This window comes from Streptomyces sp. MGP-P1 (assembly GCF_057766565.1).
In genome coordinates this window covers 897,387-920,032 of record NZ_JBYMEM010000001.1, presented here as the reverse complement: position 1 = coordinate 920,032, position 22,646 = coordinate 897,387, and the positions used below count along the sequence as shown (strand labels likewise).

Here is a 22,646-nt window from a genome sequence, read left to right as displayed (position 1 = left end):
GGGGGTGGTCAGCTGGGCAGCGAGGCGATCGACGTCTTCAGCCGCGCCACGAACGCCTCGCGGACGTCCTCGCCGACCCGGTCGAGCGACAGATACGGGTTGAGGTCCTCCAGCTCGACGAGCAGCAGCGCGCCGTCCGCCGTCCGGCAGGCGTCGACCCGCTGGATCCCGTGGGTGAGGGAGTTCCAGGCGATGAAGCGCTGGGCGAACTCCAGGTCCGCCGCGCTCGCCGGGTACGGCTCCAGCATCCAGCGCCGTTCCGGGTCCGGCGCGTACAGCGCGTACTGGAAGTCGTGGTCGATGAAGTAGAAGGACACCTCGTGGCGGAAGTCGATGCGCGGCTGGACGAGGAGCGAGCCCTCGACCGCCCGCTCCAGCGCGGTGGCCGCCTCCGCCGCCGTGACGAAACGCAGCCCGACCGAGTCCGCCCCCAGCTTCGGCTTGACCACGTAGGCGGGGGCGTCGGGCAGCTTCGGCAGCTCCGCCGCCCGGTCCACCGTGGGGATGACCGGCAGACCGGCCCGGTCCATCTCGACCAGATACTCCTTGCCCGCCATGTCGCCACGCCCGTCCAGCGGGTTGTAGACCGGCGTCCGCAGCTCCCTGGCCCGGGAGCGATACGCGTCGTACGCCTCCCGGTGGTGCAGCACCGGCCCGCTGTTGCGGATGAGTACCGTGTCGAAGCCCTCCAGCAGCGCGGCCGCGTCCCGGGGGTGGCAGAGAGCGACGTCGAACGACTCGCGCAGCCGGGAGCCGAGGTAGATGTCCTCGTCGCAGTAGCGGCGGCCGCGGGCCTCGTACGCGAGATCGGTGACGAGCAGGAGGGAGGGGCGGCGTGCGCCGGCGGGTGACGCGGCGGTCATGAGGTTCTCCCGGGGTCAGGACGCGGACGGACGATCACTATCGCCGATGCCCGGCCGGCCCCGCGGCCCCGTGGTCAGAGGGCGTCCGAGGATCCGCCCCGTACGGCCGCCACCCATTCGACGAGCAGCCGCTCGTACTCCCGGCGACCCTCGGGCGACACCACACCGCCGGCGGCGACCAGAGCGCGGATCTCCGCGTTCAGCTCAACCATCGGGCGGGCAGGCGTCGGCTCGGTCGAAGTGGAGGTCATGTGAAGAGGCTAGTGGCAGGGAGCCCGGAGAGGCACCGGTCAAAGGTGTGGGGCCCACCACGGGCACCGTTCGTCGTCGACCCCGAGGCTGTGCCGACCCGCTGTCGTACTGCGTCGCGACGCTCTCCACGCCGTCGTCACGGATCGCCGCGCGTCATCACGGCCGGACGGTCCGAGCCGTGTTGCCGCACGTCGGCGGGGTGTTGCGCGGCCTCGGCGCTGTTGCGTACACGTCCCGACGCGCTCGGTGACGATCTCCGTCCGGCCTGGCCCGACGGAGAATCGCGCGGCTCCGTTCCCCGTCGGTGTACGCGTTCAGGGCGACGAGGATCACACGGATTCTGGGCGGAGGAGGACCGGATCAGGACTGGATCAGGACCGGATCAGGACTGGATCAGGACCGGATCAGGCCGCCCCGGCCTCCGCCTCCGCCTCAGCGGATGTGCCGACCCGAGATCGCCCGCGCGATGACGAGGCGCTGGATCTCGCTGGTGCCCTCGAAAATGGTGTAGATCTTCGCGTCGCGGTACATCCGCTCCACCGGATGCTCCCGGCTGTAGCCCGCGCCGCCGAGGATCTGGACCGCCTTCTCCGTGGCCGCGACCGCGAGTTCGCCGGCCCGCAACTTCGCCATGGAGCCCTGGCCCGCGTCGAAGGTCCGGTCGTTGCGGGCCATCCAGGCGGCCTGCCAGATCAGCAGACGTACGGCTTCGATCTCGGTGCGGAGATCGGCCAGGGCGAAGGCGATCGACTGGTTCTCGATGATCGGCCTGCCGAACGCCTCGCGCTCCCCGGCGTATTCCAGGGCGTACTCGTAGGCCGCCCGGGCGATGCCGAGTGCCTGCGCCGCCACGGTCGGGCGGCTGACCTCGAAAGTCGCCATCGCCGCCTGCCCCTTGGCGGTGCCGCCCTCGCGCGCCCTGGCGAGGCGGGCGTCCAGCTTCTCCTTTCCGCCCAGCAGGCAGTGCCCCGGTACGGTCACCTCGTCGAGGAAGAGATCCGCGGTGTGCGAGGCGCGCAGCCCCAGCTTCTTGACCGTACGGCCCGCCGCCAGGCCCTTCGTGCCGGGCGGCACGATGAACGCGGCCTGTCCGCGGGCCCCGAGCGCGGGATCGACCGAGGCGACGACGACGTGGACCCCGGCTATGCCGCCGTTGGTGATCCACGCCTTCTGACCGGAGATCACCCAGGAGTCGCTCGCCTCCGCGTAGCGGGCGTTCGTCGTCATCGCGGAGACATCGGAACCGGCCCCCGGTTCGGATACGCAGAAGGCGGCGACCTTCGGGTCGTCCTCGTCCCCGTAGCACTGCGGCACCCACTCGGCCAGCTGGTCCGGGGTGCCGGAGGCGAAGATTCCGGCGACCGCGAGCGAGGTGCCGAACAGAGCCATGCCGATGCCCGCGTCGCCCCAGAACAACTCCTCGTTGGCGATCTGGAGGGAGAGTCCCGTGGGGTCCCCGTACAGGTCGGCGAGCGACTCGAATCCGTACAGCCCGATCCGGGCGGCCTCCTGGATCACCGGCCAGGGGGTTTCCTCCCGGGCGTCCCACTCGGCGGCGGCCGGGCGTACCACCTGGGCGGCGAAACCGTGCACCCAGTTGCGCAGGTCCTGCTGCTCCTCGGTCAGGGCGAGGGAGAAGAAGCTCACGCGCTCACGCCTTCGGGATGTCGAAGTAGCGGGTCAGGCCGGAGGCGAGGCCGACGTCACCGGCGACCTTGAGCTTGCGCGTCATGAACATGGTGACGGGATTGCCGTTGCCGGAGACGAGCTTGAGGAACTCCGCGTCCCCCATCGTCAGCGTGGTGCGCGGTTCGGCGTCCGAGCGGCCGGGGGTGACCCGGCAGCCTCCGTCGGCTATCGCGGTCTCGTAGACGGCGTCGCTCTCCCCGGTGATCTTCCAGCGGATCAGCGCGGTGAGGCCGCCGGCCTCCCCGGGCCGGAACTGCCGCTCCATCCGGCCGAAGACCTCGCCGAGTATCCGGGTGCGCAGCTCGCCCCTCATGACCTCGGCGAGCTGCTTCGCGGACAGGCTCTTGACGATGCGGGCGAACTCCTCGGGCGCGACCGCGGCGAAGTCGAGCCCGGACAGGTCGTCGGTGAGGTTGCCGCTGCTGGTTCCGTCCACGCCAGTTCCTTACTCCTAAGTAAACTTACTTTCGAGTAAGGTAAGGGGAGTGGCGGCTCCCCGCAAGGCCGGTCCGCGGCCGGTCGCGGTGAGCGGGGCAGGTGGGCGGCGAGGGGTGAGGGACGGTCAGAAGGGCGACCCCGGGAGCACGGCGAGTCCGGGGTGGTGCGCGGACAGCGTCTTGTTGGCGCGGGCCAGGTCGGACAGGGCCTGTTCGCGGTCGGCCTGGTCCTCGACGCCGAGCCGGGGGCCGCGGAACCTGCGTACCTCGCGGGCCGCGCAGTCGGCGTCGAACTCCGCCTGGAGGATGTGCGGCGGAATGCACGAACCGATCAGCGCGGCGACCCGGTCCGGGATCGGCACGGGGACGAGGAGGTGCGAGGCGGTCATGGGACGTTCCCTCTCGGATGGTTGGCCAGGAGGCGGTGCACGGGGCCTGTCGCCTGATGGGCGGCAGGTTCCTTCCTGTGTACGGGACGCGGTTCCGGGTTTCTCGTCGGATACGTCTCCGTGTCGCAACCGTTTGGGACTGACCGTCTATTTCGCCTTACGCGCCGGTAAGTTGACCTGCCGCGCCGAACGTGATCCGGGTCAGGGGGATGTGCCCGTGGAGCGGGAGCGAAGCCGCAACGCGCGCAGCACCGCCTCGGTGGCGAAGCGGCTCTCGGGATCGACGAGTTGGTCACCGAAGATGGTCTCCAGGCTCCGCATGCGGTAGCGCACGGTCTGCGGGTGGACATCGAGCAGTGCGCCCATCTGGGCGGCGGTGCCCCGGGTGTCGAGCCAGATCCGCAGCGTCTCGACCAGCCGTTCGCGGCGGGTGGCGCTGATCCCCGCGACGGCGGCCAGTTCCCGCTGGGCGAGCTGGTCCAGCAGGGCGGGGTCGGACAGCAGCCACAGGGTGGTGAGATGGTCCTCGCAGCGGATCAGCGGTGCGTCGTCGATCACGCCGGAGTCGACGAGCTCCAGGACCCGGCGGGCCCAGCGGATCGACTCGCAGGCCAGCGCCGTGGGTACGGTCAGCCCGATCGCCGCGCGGCCGGCCGGCAGGGCCTGTTCCAGCATGGATCTTCGTGCGTCGTCCAGTGCGCCGGGGATGAGCAGATGGGGCTGCGGGGCGCTGAGATCGACGAGGAGGTCGCGGTCCGCGCTGAGCCGGTCGAGCTCCGCCGGGGCGCGGACGGCGATCAGTGTGACCTCTTCCGGCAGTGCCCACCCGACCTGCTCGCACAGGTCCGCGATGGCGCTGCCGGGGGCCGGGCGGCCGGCGAGGATGAGGTGGAGCAGACGGCGGCGCAACGCCTCGCTGTGCTCGCCCGACTGGGACCGGACCTCCTGGAATCCCTCCCGGGAAAGCGATTCCAGTTCGTCGACGTAGGCGAAGAGCGCGTCGGCGAAGCTGAGCATCAGCGTGGGGGACAGGTGGTAGCTCTGTCCGACCTTCTTCGCCCGCCGCAGCGCCACCCGTGCGCCCAGCCGGTAGGCCCCCTGGAGGGTGTCCATGCTCCGGCCCTCGTACGCCTCGAACCTTCCGAAGCGCCGGCACATGTCGTCGCGGAGCGTGGTGGGGGAGGAGGGCTCGGCCACCAGATCGACGAAGGAGGCGAGGCTCTGCTCCACGCCCACCCGGATGGCCTGCCCGTTCGGGCCGTCGAGCAGTCGGGCGTATTCCGGATAGGCCCGGGTGACCTCCACGCCGATTTCCTTGATGAGGCTGGGCAGTTCGGGCCGCATGATCGCCGCGAATTCCTGGGGGAGCGGCCCCAGCGGATCTTCGGTATCCAACGGCTGTATGAGATGTGGCATGACAGGTCCCCTTGCTCTCGGCGCCCGGTGGTGGGGTGAGGCGGTGGGGGGAAAGCGCTCCCACGAACCGACAGGTGCGTACCAAGTTCGCGACGAAGATAGACCAACGAACAGGCACTGCACACCACTTGGGCAAGATCGAAGTGCAGGGGGCACACATCCCGGCCGCACGGTGCGACTTCCGTGCAGGTCGGGCGGTGTTACGCGCTTTCGGACAATGAATTTCGGCCGCGTGCTCCGGCGATGACAACAAAGCCCTTCCGCTGCCGGAGATGTTCTCGGCGTGATGTCCGTGGTGTCGGTCGATCCTTGTGGCGAACCGGAGCGCAAGCGGCTCACCAAGGGGAATGTGGGCGGGTGGCCGGTCTTCGGTGAGCCTTTTCGGCCGAGTGGCTGATTTGCGCGCCATCCGTGAGTGAGTGGAGGCAGGACGTCCGCCGCCTCCGTCTCCGTGGAGCCGCGTGCGCACGGCACGCGGGGTTCCGGTCGCCGCTGCGTAATTCCATGCCCCCGGGTGCGCATTCCTTGACAAGGGGGCGGTGTCCCGATGCTCATTTCCGGATCAAAAAGAGTGCGATGCAAAGAATCTTAGACGGACGGATTGTGTCGCCCGGTTTCCCGCGAGTAACATCACGCCTCGATCAATTCGGTCACGAAATCTGCCCGAAATTTGATGCTCCGATCCTCCGCCCCCGGGCCCACCCGAGGATCCAACACCGTCGAGAAGTCGTCGCGGTGCGGGCTCGCATTACGGAACCGCTCAACTTCGTGCACGAGGCCGCGCCACGGCGGCCGACAGAGGGGACGACATGAGATCCGTTTCCAATCGAACCCGCGTAGGTCTGCTCGCGGCGTTCACGGCATTCAGCGCTCTGCTCTCCACCGGCTCGGCCACCGCCGCCACCCAGCTGAACGGCGACTGGGCGCCCTTCGACCGCTGCCCGGTCGACGCGGCCCACATGCTGGCCGCGGACGGCCTCGACACCATCGCGACCTGCATAGCGTCGAGCTCGGCCACCGGAACCATCACGCTGGGCAAGACGAAGGTCTCCACCGGCGACACCGATCTGCAGCTCGGAGTCATCCAGCGCCCCGGCGGCGCCGCCTCCCTGGTGGCCCCTCCCGAGGGGGCGCTGACCGCGGATCCGGCGGAGATCCCCGGCGGGCTGATCGGACTCATGTGTCCCAGCGGAATTCCGCTCGTATCGGCAATCTGCCGTCAGTTGACGGACAACAATCTCAACCGGGTGACGGCCACCATCGAACCGGCCGGAGCGCCCCGCGACTTCAATATGAGCGCGGCATTCTCCACCGGTGAGCCCATTCTCACCATCCCGGTCCGCATCCACCTCAGGAATCCGTTCCTCGGTGACAAGTGCTACATCGGGACCACGTCCAACCCGGTGCTCCTGAAGCCCCGGAACGTGACGGCTCCGAGCCTCTCGCTGCAGCGGTTCTCGGCCGACGGCACCCCGAACGACGACGAGGGCGAGATGGGGCGCTACACCTTCGGCGGCGCCGATCAGGGTGACGCCACGTTCGGCGTCCCCGGGGCCAGCGGCTGCGGTGCCGGGCTCCTGGACTGGGCGGTGAACCTCAAGACCGGTCTCCCGTCCGCCGCAGGAAAGAACAGCGTGACGCTCGACGCCACCACGACGTACTTCGGCAGCCCCTACGACCCCGCCGGCCTCGCGCCGAACGAGGGCAGGAAGCTGTCCGAGTTCTGGCACTCCGCGAAGCGGTAGCCCCGGTCCCGATCCGCCGGACCCGCCCTGACGCCGCGTACCGAGGAGGTGATGCGCGACCTCCCCCGTTCCCTGTCCGCGCACCTCGACACGAGCCGGTGCCGTGGACCCGCCGAGTGCCGCACCGTCCGGCACGGCGAGCAACCGAGCAAGCGCCTCTCCAGTCACGTTCAGTCAAATCCCCAACGGGACGAGAAAAGGGAGTACCCCCATGTTCAAGCGAACCGGTGTCCTGACCGCGATCGGTGCCGCCGCGGCATCCGTCGTCCTGGCCGCCCCGTCGGCCGTCGCCGCGCCGACCAGCTGGACGATCAGCCCGACCGGTGCCTTCAAGGGCACCGCCGGAGTGACCGTCCTGACCGACAACAACGGCAACAAGATCCAGTGCGCGACCTCCACCGCCTCGGGATCGGCGCCGACCTCCCCGGTCGCCGGGAGCCCGGCCAAGCTCGCGTCGATCTCGGCGATCTCGTTCAACTCGCCGTGCACCGGGCCGTTCAGCTCGACGTGGACGGTGACCACCACACCGCCGTGGGAGATCTGGGGCCTGGACTACGCGGCGGGCGCCGGCACCAACTCCACGGGCCAGGTGACCGGTGAGATCAGAACGATCAAGGCGAAGGTGTCCGGGAACAGCGTCCTCGGCCCGTGCACCTTCGACGTGACCGGCAAGGTCGCGGCCAAGTACAACAACCCGACCCTGAACGGAAGCAACGGCACCCTCAACACCGCGGGCGGCGGGCTCACCCTCGCCATCGCCAACAAGGTCGGCGGCGGCTGCGGCATCGTCGGCACCACCGCCAGCTTCCAGGGCCTGTACACCATCGTGAACACGGCATCGGGCAAGTCCCCGGTCATCAGCGGGTGACCCACCGCCGATGACGTCCCGTACGTGAGCGTCGTGCCCGGCCGTGCGCACCCGACGGCCGGGCACGACGGCGAGCGGGGCACTCCACCCGCGTCGGCCGGAGCCGCACGTACCGCTTCATCCGCGTCGGCCGGTGCGGTGGAGCCGCATGTACCGCCTCATCCGCGTCGGCCAAAGCCGCACGCGCCGCTCCACCGCACCGGCCCGGCACGCCCCGTTCCGCGCACCGGCCGACAAGGGGCGCGGCCGTGGATTGTCACCGGCTGCCAAAGTCCGGGCACCCGTGATCCGAACGGAAGCCCGGCCCTTCCCAGGCGTCGTCGGCGTGCGTACCGTACCCGTCGGTAGGGGTGTATCCCCGTCCGGACGACGTACGGCCGAGCCCGGCCGACGTACCACCGAAGCCCGCCTGAGGTCCGTTCGAACTCCGCTCGACGTCCGCCCGCAGGGGCCGTTGCCGAGAAGTGGACCCGCTTTCCGCAGCCGCCCCCGGGCCCACGCGCGCCGGAAGGACACATCCGTATGACCGTCGATGCACGCGCCGCAGCGAGACGACCGATCCACTGGGCCGTGGGCGGGGCGCTCGTTGTCGCCACCGCGCTCGTCCCCAGCGCCGAGTCGGCCGCCGCGGAACAGACCTCTCAGGTCGCCCTCCGCTACGCCTGCCCGTTCCCCTCCGGGCCCGAGGAGGTGGACGTCGTCGTCTCGGCGGTGCTCCCCACCTCGGTCCGCACGGGCGAGGAGATCCGCCCGTCCCAGGTCTCCGTCGAGGTGAACCTGGAGCCCACGGCGCTCGCCCGGTTCGGGGAGCTGGACGCCGCCACCCTGTCGGCCGTCGCGCGGCTCAACGTCCGCAACACCGTCGGCGACCGGTCCGCCGACGCCTCCTGGCAGGATCTGACCGCTCCGCCCGTCGCCCTGCCCGGGCCCGAAGGGGGCGGTCTGGCCCTGACCGCGACCGGTGACGTGCCGACGGTCTCCTTCGGCAGCCCCGGTCGCGCGACGCTGGCCCCCGCCGAGCTGGCCCTCTCGCTGTCCTCGCTCACCGGCGCCGGCGAGCCGACCACGCCCCCCGGGCTCGACGTCACCTGCGAACCGGACCCGGGCCAGGAACCCGAACTCGCCGCGATCACGGTCCGCGGCGACAGCGACCCCACGGCCCCCGTCCCGCAGCCCTCGGCGAGCGACCCCGCGCCGGGCCCGGCCCCCACCCGGCCGGCCGAGGGCCTGTCGCCCGACGCCCGGGAGAGGATCGACGCCCTCGCCGACGAACGGCTCGCGGCCCTGGACGGCGAGGACCCGGGCAGCTGCCCGATCGAGATCCCGCCCGAGTGGGTGATGACCACCGCCGAGACCTACGCGGCCGGCTACGCCAACGCCGCCAAGCTGGACGGCGCGGCGGCGCTGGGGCCCGCGTTCATGAAGGTGGTGCTCAACAAGCGCTACATCAACGACTCCTGCGCCTCGACCGTCGACGTCAGCTCGGAGGTGGACTTCGACTACCAGGGACGCCGGCAACTCCCCCCGACGAAGGCCACCTTCCTCAGCTACGGCTTCATGCCGACGACCGCGACCATGACGCTGGAGCAGGTCGGTCCGCCGGCCGCGATCCACACCCACACGGTCACCAACACGCCCACCTACCCGGAGGAGACGACCGTCACGGCCCAACTCGTGATGAGGCTCTCCGACGTCGAGGTGAACGGCGTCCCCCTGGACGTGGGCGACGACTGCCGCACGGAACGCCCCTTCGAGCAGGTGCTGAGAGGGTACGGCCAGAGTTATCCGCCGGCCGGCTACCTCGTGGCGACCGGCGGCAGCCTGACCGGGTACGCCCACATCCCGCCGTTCGAGGGCTGCGGCGTGGGCGAGGACCTCGACCCGATCTTCACCTCGGCCATCTCCAGCCCGGGTAAGAAGGCCGACAACTACACGAAGATGACGCAGGCGCCCCTGTGCGTGGCCACGAACCCGGAAGGGCCGGACTGCCCGCCGAGGGTGCCGAAGCCCGAGCGCTGACCCGGACACCTCCCGAGCACTGACCTGAACACCCCCCGAGCGCTGACCCGGACACCCCGAGCCCTTCCGGTTTCCCGACCGGAAGGGCTCTTTCCTGCCCACCGGCCGTCGTGGGATTCCTCATCATCCGACAGGTTTGACACGCGTATTGCTCACCCGTGAACAATTCCTCGCTCCGCGTGAATTCTCGACGAGGAAAGTCTGTACCCAGTATTGCGAAGTCAGGTTACCGGCCCGTAGCGTCCCAGACGTGCCGATCGAAACCGACTGCGTGCCTGTTCGACGGGCACACCCGGTCCCGGTTCGCTCCGCTCCGGTCCAGGGGCGCCCGGATCAAACGCCCACTGCTTGCGCAGATTTCGACAAGGACGGGGAACGGCCTTGTCACCGAATGACAAGTGATCCATTCTCAACCCAGCGTTCGCCGATCTTCGCTGTTCAACGGCTTGCCCTGGCGGTTTCGGCGGACATAACGTGCGCCCCCTGGTGCATGCGTGAAGAGCCGCCATCGATTTTCCCAGAGCCGGAGCGCCAATCGATGAACACGTTCACCGCCACTTCGAGGGAGGGTCGATGGGAATCGAAGTAGTCGTCGAGGGCCTGACGAAGTCCTTCGGCAAGCAGAACATCTGGCAGGACGTCAGTCTCACCCTGCCCGCCGGCGAAGTGAGCGTCATGCTCGGTCCTTCCGGGACCGGAAAGACCGTCTTCCTGAAATCCATCATCGGGCTGCTCAAGCCCGAACAGGGGCGTGTCCTCATCAACGGCGTCGACATGGTGAACAGTTCCGAGCGCGACATCATGGAGACCCGCAAGCTCTTCGGCCTCATGTTCCAGGACGGTGCCCTCTTCGGCTCGATGTCGCTCTTCGACAACATCGCCTTCCCGTTGCGCGAGCACACCCGCAAGAAGGAATCCGAGATCCGCCGCATCGTCATGGAGCGCATCGACATCGTCGGGCTCCTCGGCGCCGAGGGAAAGCTGCCGGGCGAGATATCCGGTGGCATGCGCAAGCGCGCCGGCCTCGCCCGCGCCCTGGTCCTGGACCCGCAGATCATCCTCTGCGACGAGCCGGACTCCGGCCTCGACCCGGTCCGCACCGCCTACCTCTCGCAACTCCTCATCGACCTCAACGCGCAGATCGACGCGACGATGCTCATCGTCACCCACAACCTCGACATCGCGGCGACCGTCCCCGACAACATGGGCATGCTGTTCTGCCGCAACCTCGTCACCTTCGGCCCGCGCGAGGTGCTGCTCACCAGCGACACCCCGGTCGTCTCCCAGTTCCTCGCCGGACGCCGCGAAGGCCCCATCGGCATGTCCGAGGAGAAGGACGCCGCCACCCTCGCCGCCGAGCAGCAGGCCGACCCCGCGCCGCGCACCGGGCCCCGCACCGTCGTCCCCCAGTTGGAGCCCTCGCCCGGGATGCCCGTACGCCAGGGCGCGCTGCGCCGCCGGGAGCGGGTCATGGCGATGATGGGCCGGCTGCCGGAGGCCGCGCGTACGGCGATCCTCGACAGCTACGCCCCGGCCGCGGGAGGTGCGCGCGCGTGACCGCCCCGATGCCGGTGCGGCCGCCCGAGCCGCCCGAGAAGCCCCCGCCGCCCCCCGACCCCGGGACGACCAACCCGTCCGCGCCCGAGCAGCGGCGGCCCTCCCGGCTTCTCGCCCCGCTCCGCGAGACCGGGAAGCTCTTCGCCCTCGCCGGCGCGGTGGCCCGGGCGATCTTCCGCCGCCCCTTCCAGGTGCGCGAGTTCATCGAGCAGTTCTGGTTCGTCGCGAGCGTCACGATCCTGCCCGCCGCCCTCGTCTCCATCCCCTTCGGCGCGGTCATCGCCCTCCAGGTCGGCTCCCTCACCCAGCAGCTCGGCGCCCAGTCCTTCACCGGCGGCGCCAGCGTCCTCGCGGTGATCCAGCAGGCGAGCCCGATCATCGTGGCGCTCCTGATCTCCGGGGCCGCCGGATCCGCGATCTGCGCCGACCTCGGCTCCCGCAAGATCCGCGAGGAACTCGACGCGATGGAGGTCATGGGCGTCTCGCCCATCCAGCGACTCGTCGTCCCCCGGGTGCTCGCCACCATGCTCGTCGCCGTCCTGCTCAACGGCCTGATCTCCGTGGTCGGCACCCTCGGCGGCTACTTCTTCAACGTGATCATGCAGGACGGCACCCCGGGCGCGTACCTCGCGAGCTTCTCCGCCCTCGCCCAGCTCCCCGACCTGTACATCAGCGAGTTCAAGGCCCTGATCTTCGGCTTCATCGCGGGCATCGTCGCCGCCTACCGGGGCCTCAACCCACGCGGCGGCCCCAAGGGCGTCGGCGACGCGGTCAACCAGTCCGTCGTCATCACCTTCATGCTGCTGTTCTTCGTGAACATGGTCCTCACGGCGATCTACCTCCAGATCGTCCCCGCGAAGGGGAGCTGACCCATGGCGATGCTCGGCTGGCTCGACCGATCGGGCGACCAACTCACCTTCTACGTCAAGGCACTCGTCTGGATCCCGCGCACCCTGCGCCGCTATCTGCGCGAGGTGCAGCGGCTGCTGGCCGAGGTCGCCTTCGGCAGCGGCGGACTCGGCGTCATCGGCGGCACCATCGGCGTGATGGTCGCCATGACCCTGTTCACCGGCACCGTCGTCGGACTCCAGGGCTACGCGGCCCTCGACCAGATCGGCACCTCGGCGTTCACCGGGTTCATCTCCGCCTACTTCAACACCCGGGAGATCGCGCCCCTGGTCGCCGGCCTCGCCCTCTCCGCCACCGTCGGCGCGGGCTTCACCGCGCAGCTCGGCGCGATGCGGATCAACGAGGAGGTCGACGCCCTGGAGGCGATGGGCGTCCGCTCCATGCCCTACCTCGTCACCACCCGGATCATCGCCGGAGTCGTCGCGATCATCCCGCTGTACGCGATCGGGCTCCTCTCCTCGTACGTCGCCTCCCGGTACATCACCATCTACTTCAACGGGCAGTCGGCGGGCACCTACGACCACTACTTCGATCTCTTCCTCTCCCCGCAGGACGTGCTGCTGTCGGTGCTCAAGGTGCTGATCTTCAGCGTGCTGGTGATCCTCGCCCACTGCTACTACGGCTTCCACGCCACCGGCGGACCGGCCGGAGTGGGCGTGGCGGTCGGCCGCTCGGTGCGCAACGCCATCGTCCTCATCAGCGTCACCGACTTCTTCCTCTCGCTCGCCATCTGGGGCGCCACGACGACGGTGAAGGTGGCCGGCTGATGCGCACCTCCAGCACCTCCAGCACCTCCAGCACCTCCAGCGCCACCCGCACGGTCCGCCGACGCCTGGCCGGGATCACCTTCCTGGTGGTGCCCGCCGTCCTGGTGTGGGTCTCGGTGTCCGTGTACGAGAAGGACTTCACCGACGACGCCACGGTCACCGTCCGCACCGGAGCGGTCGGCAACGAGATGCACGACAACGCCGACGTGAAGCTGCGCGGCGTCGTCATCGGACAGGTCCGCTCCATCGCCACCGACGGCGACGGCGCCCGCCTCACCCTGGCCATCGACCGGGACAAGCTCGGTCAGGTCCCCGCCGACGTCACCGCCCAGATGCTGCCCACCACCCTCTTCGGCGCGCGGTTCGTCGCGCTCGTCCCGCCCCGCATCCCCACGGGCACCACCCTGCGGGCCGGGGCGGTCATCCCGCAGGACCGCTCCAGCAACGCCATCGAGCTGGAACAGGTCCTGGACAACGTCCTTCCGCTGCTGACCGCCGTGAAGCCCGAGAAGCTCTCCGCCACCCTCAACGCCGTCTCCCAGGCGCTGGAGGGACGCGGGAGGCGCCTCGGCGAGACGCTGACCACGCTGGACGGCCACCTGAAGAAGTTCAATCCCCAACTCCCCACTCTCAACGCCGACATCAAGGAACTCGTCAAGGTGAGCACGCTGTACGCGGATGCCGCGCCGGACGTCCTCGACGCGCTGACCGACGCCACGGTCACCAGTTCCACCCTCGCCGACCAGGAGGCGCGGCTGGCCGGGCTCTACGGCACGACCACGGCCGCCGCGCAGGACACGACCTCCTTCCTGCGGGAGAACAAGGACAACCTCATCAGGCTCTCCGCCGCCGGCCGCCCCTCCCTCGAACTCCTCGCCGAATACGCCGAGTCGTTCCCCTGCACGCTGCGCACCATGGCCGGCTTCGTGCCCGCCATGGACAAGGCCCTCGGCAAGGGCACCGACCGACCGGGGCTGCACGTGTCGATCAAGTCCGTGCCCTCCAAGGGCAAATACCTCCCCGGCAAGGACACCCCGGTCTACAGCGCGAGCGGCGGGCCCGCCTGCTACTCGGTGCCGTACGTCGGCAAGCACGCCCCGACCGCCGACACCCGCCGGGCCGCCGACGTCACCGACCCCCCGGCTGACCCGGGCGACGGCGCCGGCACCGGGCTCGGACTGCCCAACTCGCCGCAGGAGTCCCGGCTCGTCAACGAACTGGTCGCACCCTCGCTGAAGGCCCGGCCCGGAGACCTGGCCGACTGGAGCAGCGTCCTCATCGGCCCGGCCTTCCGCGGTGCGGAGGTGAAGCTCAAGTGAAGCGCCGCTCGCTCGCGGGACCCGTCACCAAGTCCCTCGTCTTCATCGTCGTCACCGTGCTGGCCACCACCGTCCTCGGGCTCTCCATCGCCAACAAGGGCGTCGGCGACACCGTCACGTACCGGGCCCGGTTCACCGACGCCACCGGCCTCATCCCCGGCGACAGCGTCCGGATCGCCGGAGTCAAGGTCGGCCAGGTCGAATCCGTGAAGGTCGCCGACCGCCGGGTCGCCGAGGTCGCCTTCGCCGTACGCAAGGGGCGCAGCCTCCCCGCCTCGGTGACGGCGTCCGTCAAATACCTCAACATGGTCGGCCAGCGGTACGTCGACCTCGACCGGGGCCCCGGGCCCGTCGGCCGGGCCTTCGCGCCCGGCGACACCATCCCGCTCTCCCGCACCACCCCGGCACTCGACCTCACCCAGCTCTTCAACGGCTTCCAGCCCCTCTTCGAAGGGCTGTCGCCGCCCGACGTCAACCAGCTCGCCGGCTCCATCGTCCAGGTCCTCCAGGGCGAGGGCGGCACCGTCGACAGCATCCTGCGGCACGTCGGCTCGCTGACCACCACCGTCGCCGCGAAGGACCAGGTGATCGGCGAGGTGATCAAGAACCTCAACACGGTCCTCAAGACGGTCAACGACCGGGAGGCCGGCTTCGACGACCTCGTCGTCACCCTGGAGAAGCTCGTCACCGGCTTCTCCGGCGACCGTGAACCCCTGGGCGAGGCCATCACCGCGATGGGCGCGCTCACCACCGTCACCGCCGACCTCTTCCAGGACGGCAGGAAGCCGCTCAAGGACGACATCCGCCAACTCGGACGACTCAGTGGCCAGTTGGAGAAGGGCACTCCGCAGATCGAGAACTTCCTGCAGAAGACCCCGGCCAAGATGGCGGCCATCAGCCGGCTGACGTCCTACGGATCGTGGCTCAACCTCTACCTCTGCGAAGCGAAGGTCAGCGGCGTCACCCACGACGACGGCAGCAAGCCGCCGGGCGGCATCGCGATCACCCAACCGAGGTGCCTGGCATGAGAATCACCCCCATCCGGGAACGCAACCCGGTCGCCGTCGCCGTCGTCGGGCTCCTCGTCCTGACCCTGCTCGGCCTCGCCGCCTGGCGCGCCGACTCCCTGCCCTTCGTCCAGGGCGGCACCTCCTACAGCGCCGACTTCACCGAATCCGCCGGGCTCACCGACGGCGACGAGGTGCGGATCGCCGGAGTGAAGGTCGGCGAGGTCACCGGCGTCTGGCTCGACGGAGCGAAGGTCCGCGTCGACTTCCGGGTGAGCGGCGCCTGGATCGGCGACTCCTCCACCGTGGGCATCGCCGTCAAGACCCTGCTCGGCGAGAAGTACCTCGCCGTCGACCCCCTCGGCGACGCCCCGCAGGACCCCGGCTCCCGCATCACCGCGAGCCGCACCACCTCCCCGTACGACGTCACCCAGGCGTTCAACGGCCTCGGCGAGACCATCGGGGCGATCGACACCGAACAGCTCGCCAAGAGCTTCGAGACGATCTCCGCCACCTTCGAGGACTCCCCGCCGCACGTCCGCAGCGCCGCGGACGGGCTCTCCGCCCTCTCCCGTACGGTCTCCGAACGCGACGCCCAGCTCGCCACCCTGCTCCGCAACAGCAAGCAGCTCACCAAGACCCTCGCCGGGAAGAAGAGCAGCTTCGAAACGCTCCTGGAGGACGGGAACCTGCTGCTCGGCGAGATCCAGGCCCGCCGCGACTCCATCCACCTGCTGCTCACCGGCACCCGCGACCTCGGCACCCAGCTCACCGGACTCGTCCGGGACAACGACAAGCAGCTCGGGCCGACCCTGGAGTCCCTCGGCCGGGTCACCGCCGTCCTGGTCAAGAACCGCAAGAGCCTCGACAAGGTCCTGGCGATGACCGGCTCCTACAGCCGGCTCGTCGGCAACACCCTCGGCAGCGGGCGCTGGTTCGACAACTACGTCTGCGGAGTCGTGCCGAAGAACTACCTCCCCGCCGGCACCCCCCCGGCGACCGGCTGCATGCCACCCCGGCAGCAAGGGGGCCGCTGACATGAGACACACCCGCGTCACCGGCATCACCGCCGGACTCGCCCTCGTCGCCGTCGCGGCCGCCACCGGCGTGAGCGCCCTGGAGGAGGACGGGAAGAGAACCGTCACCGCCTACTTCGAACGCGCCACCGGCGTCTACGCCGGATCCGACCTGCGGATCCTCGGTGTCAAGGTCGGAACCGTCGCCTCCGTCGAGCCGCGCGGCGAGGAGGTGAAGGTCGTGCTGCGCCTCGACCACGGCATCGACGTCCCGGAGGACGCCCACGCCGTCGTCGTCGCCCCCAGCCTCGTCGCCGACCGCTACGTCCAGCTCGCCCCGGCCTACGACGGCGGCCCCCGGCTCGCCGACGACGCGGTCCTGCCCGCCGCCCGCAACGCCACCCCCGTCGAGGTCGACGAGCTGTACGCCTCCATCACCGAACTCTCCACCGCCCTCGGCCCGAACGGAGCCAACGCCGACGGGGCGCTCGCCCGGCTCCTGGACACCGGGGCGAAGAACCTCGACGGCAACGGCAAGGCCATCGGGGACTCCATCGAGCAGTTCGGCAAGGCCACCAAGACGCTCGACAAGTCCAGCGGCGACCTGTTCGACACCCTGGCCCACCTCCAGACCTTCACCACCATGCTCAAGAAGAACGACGGCAACGTCCGCAGCGCCGAGCAGCAGCTGAACACGGTCACCTCCTTCCTCGCCGACGACAAGAAGAACCTCAGCGCGGCCCTCAAGGAACTCGGCACCGCACTCGGCCAGGTCAAGACGTTCATCGCCAAGCACCGCGGCGCGCTCAAGAAGAACGTCGAGGCGCTGGTGCCCGTCACCCAGGCGCTCGTCGACCAGCGCGCCTCGCTCGCCGAGGCGATGGACACCCTCCCGCTCGCCGCGGGCAACGTCCTCAACGCGTACGACCCCGCCAACCGCACCCTCAACGGGCGCACCAACCTCAACGAACTGTCCATGGGAGGACCGCTCGTCGACCCCGGGGCCGCCTCCGCCGCCGGCCGGCTCGCCGGACTCGCCCCCGTCGACGCGACCCGCCGCGAGGCCCTGCCCGTCCTGCCGCTCCCGGAGGTCGGCACGGTCTACGGCACCCCCGAGAAGCAGCCCGGGAAGCAGTCCGGCGAACAGCCCGGCAAGGAGAAGGGGGCGCGACGATGAACGACGACGACCGGCGCAGACCCGTCGTACGGGCCGCCGTCGCGGCCGTGTCCCTCCTCGCCACCGGCGCGCTGATCGCGCTGGTCGCGGTCAGCCCCGACGGCCCCTCCTTCACCGGCATCGAGCAGATCCCGCTGCCCGGCGGCGCGGACCTCGGCGACCGGCCGTACGAGGTCACCGCCGAGTTCGGCGACGTCCTCAGCCTCGCGCCGCAGTCCTCGGTCAAGGTCAACGACGTGGCCGTGGGGCGCGTCACGAGGATCGCGCTGGCCCCGGACGGCTGGCGGGCCCGGGTCACCATGCGGGTCAACGGGAAGATCAAGCTCCCCGCGAACTCCTACGCCCGCCTCGAACAGTCCAGCCTCCTCGGCGAGAAGTTCATCCAGCTCGCCCCGCCCCCCGAGGGCACCGCACGCGGATCGCTCGCCGCCGGAGGCCGCATCCCGCACTCCCGCACCAACCGGAACCCGGAGGTCGAAGAGGTCTTCGGGGCCCTGTCCCTGCTCCTCAACGGGGGCGGCGTCAACCAGCTCAAGACCATCACCACCGAACTCAACAAGGCGCTGGCCGGGCAGGAGCCGCAGATCCGCTCCCTGCTCAACCGGGTCGACACCCTCGTGACCAACCTGGACGAGAACAAGGGCGACATCACCAGGGCCCTGGACGGCGTCAACCGCCTCGCCGCCACCCTCGCCACCCGCAAGCAGGACGTCGGCACGGTCCTCACCGGGCTCAGCCCCGGACTCAAGGTCCTGGAGAGACAGCGCGGTTCGCTGCTGACCATGCTGCGCTCCCTCGACACCCTCTCCACCGTGGCCGTCGACACGATCAACCGGAGCAAAGCCGACATGATCGCCGACCTCAAGGCGCTCGCCCCGACCCTCAAGGCGCTCGCCGACTCCGGCCAGGACCTCCCCGACTCCCTCCAGGTGCTGCTCACCTACCCCTTCACGGACGAGGTGCTGCGCGGCGTCAAGGGCGACTACCTCAACGTCTACCTGGACGTGACGGCCCTGCCCGGTACGCAGATCATCCCCGCCCTCACCCCCGATCCCCCCGGGATCCCGCCGCTGCCCCCGGCCGAGGGGGAGGGCGCGGCGGCCCGGGGCGCGCCGCCGCTGCCCCTGCCGTTGCCCGCCGTGCCGGGAACGTCGAAGCCGGGCGTATCCGGAACGTCGAAGCCGGGCGCATCCGGAACGCCGAAGCCCGGCGCATCCGGAACGTCGAAGCCGGGCGCGCCCGGGGCGTCGAAGCCGGAGAAGGGGGCGACACCGTGATCACCCTCGCCATCCGGCTGAAGAACCTCGCCTTCCTCGTCATCGCCACGCTGGCCCTCGGCTACCTGGGGGTGCGGTACGCCGATCTCGGCCACTACGTCGGACTGCGCAGCTACTACACCGTCACGGTGCAGCTCCCGCAGACGGGCGGCCTGTACACCCATTCCAACGTCACCTACCGGGGCGTCTCCGTGGGCCGCGTCGGCCCCATCGAGCTGACCGACGACGGCGTCGAGGCCGAACTGCGGATCGAGAACGACGCGCCGCCGATCCCGGACAGCCTCACCGCCGTCGTCGCGAACCTGTCGGCGGTCGGCGAGCAGTACGTCGATCTGCGGCCCACCCGCAAGGAGGGGCCGTTCCTGGGCAACGGCTCGGTCATCGACGAGGCCGACACCACCATCCCCGCACCCCCCACCTCCGTCCTCACCAGCGTCGACGACCTGGCGAGCAGCGTGGACCTGGAGAGCCTGCGGACCGTCGTCGAGGAGTTCGGGGCCGCCTTCGAGGGGCGCGGCGACGACCTCCAGGTCCTGCTGGACACCGGCGGCGACTTCGTCGAGGCCGCAGACAAGGCCCTGCCGGTCACCACCCGGCTGATGGCCGACGGCGAGCGCGTCCTGCGCACCCAGGCCGAACAGGGGCAGGCACTCAAGGGCTTCGCCTCGGGGGCCAGGGAACTGGCCGCCGAACTCAAGGGCTCCGACGCCGACCTGCGCCGCCTCATCGCGACCACCCCGGACGCCGCCGTCCAGATCAGCGGACTGCTGCGCGACCTGGATCCCGCCTTCGGCGTCGTCGTCGCCAACCTCCTCACCACCTCGGAGGTCGCCGTCACCCGCCAACGAGGCTTGGAGGAACTTCTCGTGAAGCTGCCCGCAGTCGCCGCCGCCGGAGCGAGCGCGGTCGACGACGATGGCGCCCGGTTCGGGATGTCCGTCACCTTCTTCGAACCGCTGCCGTGCACCGCGGGCTACGGCGGCACGGTCTACCGCAACGGCCTCAACACCTCGGACGGGCCCGCCGTGAACACCGCCGCCCGCTGCACCTCCTCGCCCGGCACCGGCGTCAACGTCCGGGGCAGCGCGAACGCTCCCCGGGGCGGCCCGGTGCCGAAACCGGCCGTTCCGGGCTCGATGAAGCTGCCCGGAACGGCGAACGGCGGGTCCGCGACCGCACAGCCGCCGTCCGAGGGGATGGCCGGGCTGCTGGGGCTGGGAGGCGGCTCATGACCCCCCGCACCCGACGCCGGGCCGGCTGGGCCGTCCTGCTCGTCGCCGCCCTGCTCTGCGGCCTGGGGGCCTGGTCGTACGGGCAGGCGCGCGGCGACCGCACCCTGTCCTACGCGAAGGCCCGCGACACGGCCCTGGCCGAGGGCAGAGCGCACCTGGCGACGCTGAACAGCCTGGACGGCGAGGACGCGAAGCGGGTCGAGCACGGGTTACGGGCCTGGCTGGACTCCGCCACCGGGCCGCTGCACGACCAGCTGAAGCGGACCCGGAAGGCCGACGCGAAGTCCCTGACGGCCGCAGGCGACACGGCTCGGGGCAAGGTCACCTCGGCGGCGCTGACCGCACTGGACGAGCGCACGGGCACGGCGGAGCTGATCGCCACCGTGGACGTCGAGGTCACCCCGCGCTCAGGCGCGGCCGCCACCCAGCGCAAGCGGTTCGGGGCGACCCTCGCCCGCACGGCCGACGGCTGGAAGGTCAAGGCGCTCACAGCGATCGGAACGGGCGGCGGCCGATGAGACCGCGGAGAGGAACGGCGACGATGAAGAGCGACACAGTTCTCGATCTCGACGTGGTCCGGGACGCCGGATCGGAGACGGCGGACCTGGACGGTCCGCCGGAGGAGCCCCTCCGCCGGTGGCCCCGCGTCATCGGCGCCGTGCTGACGGTCGTGCTGCTCGCCACCGGGGGAGCCCTGTACGCCGAGGGACGCCACCTGCGGGACACCCCGGCCACGGCGAACCTCGCGCTCACCGACGCGGAGGCGACCGCCCGCGTCACCGGTGACGTCAGCAGCGCGCTCGGGAAGATCTTCTCGTACGGTCCCGGGGCCACCGCCGTCACCAGGGCGGCGGCGGAAGAGGTCCTGGCGGGCAAGGCGCTCCAGCAGTACGCGACGCTGTTCGGCCAGGTCGAGCGGCAGTCCGCCGACCAGGAACTGACGCTCACCACCGAGGTCGTCCGGGCCGGGGTGACCCGGCTGACCGGCGGCAGCGCCCACCTCCTGGTCTTCCTCGACCAGGTCTACGAGCGCCGGGGCCGCGCCCCCACCACCGCCTCCGCACAGCTCACGGTGACCGCGCGACTGCGCGACGGACGCTGGTGGATCGTCGAGATCGGCTCCAGATGACGGCGGGCCGGAGGCGATGGCGCACCGGTCCGGTTCGGCAGGCAGGGGAGAGGCAGCACATGGCACGGCAGCGGACGGCACAGCAGGACCCGGCAGCGCGGGACTCGGCACGCCAGAGCCCGACGCCGAAAGGGACGGAACGGGCGAAGACGGTACGGGCGAAGACGGTACGGGCGGGGGTGCGGAACCCGCTGGCGATCGCCGCACTGGCCCTGGCGGTCTGCGCGGCCGGAGCGGCGGGCTGGGGCGGCTGGCTGCGCTACGAGGCCACCCACGACGACGCGGCGTCCTTCGCGCAGGCGCGGGACGACGCACTGGCGGCGGGCGAGCAGGCCGTGCAGAACATGAACACCCTGGACCACCGCTCCCTGGAGAAGGGGCTCGACAGTTGGGAGCAGTCCACCACGGGCGACCTGCACAGCCAACTCGTCGACGGGCGTGACGCCTTCGCCGAGCAGATCGCCGCCGCCAAGACGGTGAGCACCGCGAAGGTCCTCTCCGGCGCGGTGAACGAACTGGACCAACGAGCGGGCCGGGCCGCGGTGATGGTGGCGCTACGGGTCACCGTGACCGCGCCGAAGGGCGAACCGGCGGTGAAGGAGAGCCGGTTGCTCGGGAGCCTCACCCGCACCACGGACGGGTGGAAGCTCAGCGCGCTCGGCCAGGCGCCCGTCGGCGGCACGGGCGGCTGACCTCGGCCCCCGCATCCGCCCGCACCCGCCTGCCCCGCGCGCCCCGGAGAGGACCCCGCCCATGTCGACGACCCGTCACCTCGTGAACCGCCGCCGCCGGCTGGCCACGGCACCCCCGCGCACACCGGGGACCGAGACCGACCCGGCACCCGAACAGACCACCGCCACCCTCGCTGTCACCGCTGCCGAACCGGCGCAGACAGAGGAGAGCACCGCACCCGATCTCAACACCGACACCGACACCACCACCAACACCAACACCCCCAACACCGACACCAACACCGACACCGACGCCACCGCGACCGCCGGTTCCGGCACCGCTCCCGACGCCCCTGCGGACGCCCCTCGCGCCAAGACATCCCGCCTGCGCGTCGGACTCCCCGCCGTGCTCTGCGCCCTCACCGTGCTCCTCGGCGCCTTCGCCGCCTGGGCGTTCACCTCGGCCGACAGCCTCCGTGACGAGCCGGCCCGGCAGAACACCGCGCTCACCGACATCGGCCGGACCAGCGAGGTGAAGGGCCGGATCAGCGAGGCGGTCGGCGCGGTGTTCTCGTACGACTACGCCTCGCCCGCCCGGTCCGACCGCGCCGCGAGCACCTATCTGACGGGTCGGGCCGTTCAGCAGCACAAGGACATGCTCGCCGACGTACGGGAGCAGGCCCCGAAGCAGAAGCTCGTCCTGACCACCACCGTGACGGAGAGCGGGGTCGAGTTCCTCGACGGCGACCGAGCCCGGCTGCTGATCTTCGCCGACCAGAGCAACACCCGTACCGGCAAGGACGAGGAGACGACGTACGCGGCGGCCATGTTCGCCGTGGACGCCGTCCGCCGCGGGGACACCTGGCTGATCGCCGCCATCGACACGTTCACCCGCTGAGCCCCGGAG

General features: G+C 70.6%; 22 protein-coding genes. 16 read left to right on the top strand and 6 right to left on the bottom strand.

Going from position 1 to position 22,646, the window contains the following annotated elements:
- Positions 1-8: 8 nt before the first annotated feature.
- The 6 genes from AC3CH1_RS04195 to AC3CH1_RS04170 all read right to left on the bottom strand — a co-directional run bounded on the left by AC3CH1_RS04195 (position 9) and on the right by AC3CH1_RS04170 (position 5,046).
- Positions 9-863, bottom strand: a complete 855-nt coding sequence (locus AC3CH1_RS04195; RefSeq protein WP_488461610.1) for an ATP-grasp domain-containing protein — start codon at positions 861-863, stop codon at positions 9-11.
- Between the two features lie 74 nt (positions 864-937).
- Positions 938-1,114, bottom strand: coding sequence for a hypothetical protein (locus tag AC3CH1_RS04190; RefSeq protein WP_488461609.1), 177 nt, complete (start codon positions 1,112-1,114; stop codon positions 938-940).
- 433 nt (positions 1,115-1,547) lie between these two features.
- Positions 1,548-2,762 (bottom strand): acyl-CoA dehydrogenase family protein, encoded by a 1,215-nt coding sequence (locus tag AC3CH1_RS04185; protein ID WP_488461608.1) that lies wholly within the window; start codon positions 2,760-2,762, stop codon positions 1,548-1,550.
- Positions 2,763-2,766: 4 nt separating this feature from the next.
- Positions 2,767-3,240: an SCP2 sterol-binding domain-containing protein gene (locus AC3CH1_RS04180; RefSeq protein WP_488461607.1), complete on the bottom strand. Its 474-nt coding sequence runs from the start codon at positions 3,238-3,240 to the stop codon at positions 2,767-2,769.
- Between the two features lie 126 nt (positions 3,241-3,366).
- Entirely contained in the window at positions 3,367-3,630 is a 264-nt protein-coding gene (locus AC3CH1_RS04175) for a hypothetical protein (protein ID WP_488461606.1), read from the bottom strand.
- 201 nt (positions 3,631-3,831) lie between these two features.
- The gene (locus AC3CH1_RS04170) at positions 3,832-5,046 is read right to left on the bottom strand and encodes a PucR-like N-terminal domain-containing protein (RefSeq protein WP_488461605.1); all 1,215 of its coding nucleotides are present in this window, start codon (positions 5,044-5,046) and stop codon (positions 3,832-3,834) included.
- A gap of 809 nt (positions 5,047-5,855) precedes the next feature.
- Between AC3CH1_RS04170 and AC3CH1_RS04165 the strand changes: the two genes are divergently transcribed.
- The 16 genes from AC3CH1_RS04165 to AC3CH1_RS04090 all read left to right on the top strand — a co-directional run bounded on the left by AC3CH1_RS04165 (position 5,856) and on the right by AC3CH1_RS04090 (position 22,637).
- Positions 5,856-6,791, top strand: a complete 936-nt coding sequence (locus AC3CH1_RS04165; protein ID WP_488461604.1) for a hypothetical protein — start codon at positions 5,856-5,858, stop codon at positions 6,789-6,791.
- 211 nt (positions 6,792-7,002) lie between these two features.
- Entirely contained in the window at positions 7,003-7,659 is a 657-nt protein-coding gene (locus AC3CH1_RS04160; RefSeq protein ID WP_488461603.1) for a hypothetical protein, read from the top strand.
- Positions 7,660-8,181: 522 nt separating this feature from the next.
- Entirely contained in the window at positions 8,182-9,678 is a 1,497-nt protein-coding gene (locus AC3CH1_RS04155; RefSeq protein ID WP_488461602.1) for a DUF6801 domain-containing protein, read from the top strand.
- A 573-nt stretch (positions 9,679-10,251) separates the two neighbouring features.
- Positions 10,252-11,235, top strand: coding sequence for an ABC transporter ATP-binding protein (locus AC3CH1_RS04150; RefSeq protein ID WP_488461601.1), 984 nt, complete (start codon positions 10,252-10,254; stop codon positions 11,233-11,235).
- The gene (locus tag AC3CH1_RS04145; RefSeq protein WP_488461600.1) at positions 11,232-12,104 is read left to right on the top strand and encodes an MlaE family ABC transporter permease; all 873 of its coding nucleotides are present in this window, start codon (positions 11,232-11,234) and stop codon (positions 12,102-12,104) included. The genes AC3CH1_RS04150 and AC3CH1_RS04145 overlap by 4 nt, the downstream gene beginning before the upstream one ends.
- A gap of 3 nt (positions 12,105-12,107) precedes the next feature.
- Positions 12,108-12,911, top strand: a complete 804-nt coding sequence (locus AC3CH1_RS04140; RefSeq protein ID WP_488461599.1) for an MlaE family ABC transporter permease — start codon at positions 12,108-12,110, stop codon at positions 12,909-12,911.
- A complete protein-coding gene (locus AC3CH1_RS04135) occupies positions 12,911-14,230 on the top strand; it encodes an MCE family protein (RefSeq protein WP_488461598.1) in 1,320 nt (439 codons plus the stop codon). Before AC3CH1_RS04140 ends, AC3CH1_RS04135 begins: the two co-directional genes overlap by 1 nt.
- Positions 14,227-15,258, top strand: a complete 1,032-nt coding sequence (locus AC3CH1_RS04130) for an MCE family protein (RefSeq protein WP_488461597.1) — start codon at positions 14,227-14,229, stop codon at positions 15,256-15,258. The genes AC3CH1_RS04135 and AC3CH1_RS04130 overlap by 4 nt, the downstream gene beginning before the upstream one ends.
- On the top strand, positions 15,255-16,274 hold the full coding sequence (locus AC3CH1_RS04125) for an MCE family protein (RefSeq protein ID WP_488461596.1): 1,020 nt from the start codon (positions 15,255-15,257) through the stop codon (positions 16,272-16,274). Before AC3CH1_RS04130 ends, AC3CH1_RS04125 begins: the two co-directional genes overlap by 4 nt.
- Position 16,275: 1 nt before the next feature.
- Positions 16,276-17,430, top strand: coding sequence for an MCE family protein (locus AC3CH1_RS04120; RefSeq protein WP_488461595.1), 1,155 nt, complete (start codon positions 16,276-16,278; stop codon positions 17,428-17,430).
- Positions 17,427-18,707: an MCE family protein gene (locus AC3CH1_RS04115; RefSeq protein ID WP_488461594.1), complete on the top strand. Its 1,281-nt coding sequence runs from the start codon at positions 17,427-17,429 to the stop codon at positions 18,705-18,707. Before AC3CH1_RS04120 ends, AC3CH1_RS04115 begins: the two co-directional genes overlap by 4 nt.
- Positions 18,704-19,939, top strand: coding sequence for an MCE family protein (locus AC3CH1_RS04110; RefSeq protein ID WP_488461593.1), 1,236 nt, complete (start codon positions 18,704-18,706; stop codon positions 19,937-19,939). The genes AC3CH1_RS04115 and AC3CH1_RS04110 overlap by 4 nt, the downstream gene beginning before the upstream one ends.
- Positions 19,936-20,457 carry a hypothetical protein gene (locus tag AC3CH1_RS04105; protein ID WP_488461592.1) on the top strand — a complete coding sequence of 174 codons (522 nt, stop codon included), beginning with the start codon at positions 19,936-19,938 and terminating at the stop codon, positions 20,455-20,457. Before AC3CH1_RS04110 ends, AC3CH1_RS04105 begins: the two co-directional genes overlap by 4 nt.
- Before the next feature lie 23 nt (positions 20,458-20,480).
- The gene (locus AC3CH1_RS04100; protein ID WP_488461591.1) at positions 20,481-21,068 is read left to right on the top strand and encodes a hypothetical protein; all 588 of its coding nucleotides are present in this window, start codon (positions 20,481-20,483) and stop codon (positions 21,066-21,068) included.
- Between the two features lie 179 nt (positions 21,069-21,247).
- On the top strand, positions 21,248-21,760 hold the full coding sequence (locus AC3CH1_RS04095; protein WP_488462139.1) for a nuclear transport factor 2 family protein: 513 nt from the start codon (positions 21,248-21,250) through the stop codon (positions 21,758-21,760).
- 61 nt (positions 21,761-21,821) lie between these two features.
- The gene (locus AC3CH1_RS04090) at positions 21,822-22,637 is read left to right on the top strand and encodes a hypothetical protein (RefSeq protein WP_488461590.1); all 816 of its coding nucleotides are present in this window, start codon (positions 21,822-21,824) and stop codon (positions 22,635-22,637) included.
- Positions 22,638-22,646 lie beyond the last annotated feature (9 nt).

Coding starts and splice junctions, on each gene's coding strand:
- AC3CH1_RS04090 (WP_488461590.1), top strand. CDS start 21,822: ATGTCGACGACCCGTCACCTCGTGAACCGCCGCCGCCGGCTGGCCACG.
- AC3CH1_RS04160 (WP_488461603.1), top strand. CDS start 7,003: ATGTTCAAGCGAACCGGTGTCCTGACCGCGATCGGTGCCGCCGCGGCA.
- AC3CH1_RS04170 (WP_488461605.1), bottom strand. CDS start 5,046: ATGCCACATCTCATACAGCCGTTGGATACCGAAGATCCGCTGGGGCCG.
- AC3CH1_RS04140 (WP_488461599.1), top strand. CDS start 12,108: ATGGCGATGCTCGGCTGGCTCGACCGATCGGGCGACCAACTCACCTTC.
- AC3CH1_RS04175 (WP_488461606.1), bottom strand. CDS start 3,630: ATGACCGCCTCGCACCTCCTCGTCCCCGTGCCGATCCCGGACCGGGTC.
- AC3CH1_RS04155 (WP_488461602.1), top strand. CDS start 8,182: ATGACCGTCGATGCACGCGCCGCAGCGAGACGACCGATCCACTGGGCC.
- AC3CH1_RS04120 (WP_488461595.1), top strand. CDS start 16,276: ATGAGACACACCCGCGTCACCGGCATCACCGCCGGACTCGCCCTCGTC.
- AC3CH1_RS04150 (WP_488461601.1), top strand. CDS start 10,252: ATGGGAATCGAAGTAGTCGTCGAGGGCCTGACGAAGTCCTTCGGCAAG.
- AC3CH1_RS04125 (WP_488461596.1), top strand. CDS start 15,255: ATGAGAATCACCCCCATCCGGGAACGCAACCCGGTCGCCGTCGCCGTC.
- AC3CH1_RS04115 (WP_488461594.1), top strand. CDS start 17,427: ATGAACGACGACGACCGGCGCAGACCCGTCGTACGGGCCGCCGTCGCG.
- AC3CH1_RS04195 (WP_488461610.1), bottom strand. CDS start 863: ATGACCGCCGCGTCACCCGCCGGCGCACGCCGCCCCTCCCTCCTGCTC.
- AC3CH1_RS04100 (WP_488461591.1), top strand. CDS start 20,481: ATGAAGAGCGACACAGTTCTCGATCTCGACGTGGTCCGGGACGCCGGA.
- AC3CH1_RS04135 (WP_488461598.1), top strand. CDS start 12,911: ATGCGCACCTCCAGCACCTCCAGCACCTCCAGCACCTCCAGCGCCACC.
- AC3CH1_RS04190 (WP_488461609.1), bottom strand. CDS start 1,114: ATGACCTCCACTTCGACCGAGCCGACGCCTGCCCGCCCGATGGTTGAG.
- AC3CH1_RS04105 (WP_488461592.1), top strand. CDS start 19,936: ATGACCCCCCGCACCCGACGCCGGGCCGGCTGGGCCGTCCTGCTCGTC.
- AC3CH1_RS04165 (WP_488461604.1), top strand. CDS start 5,856: ATGAGATCCGTTTCCAATCGAACCCGCGTAGGTCTGCTCGCGGCGTTC.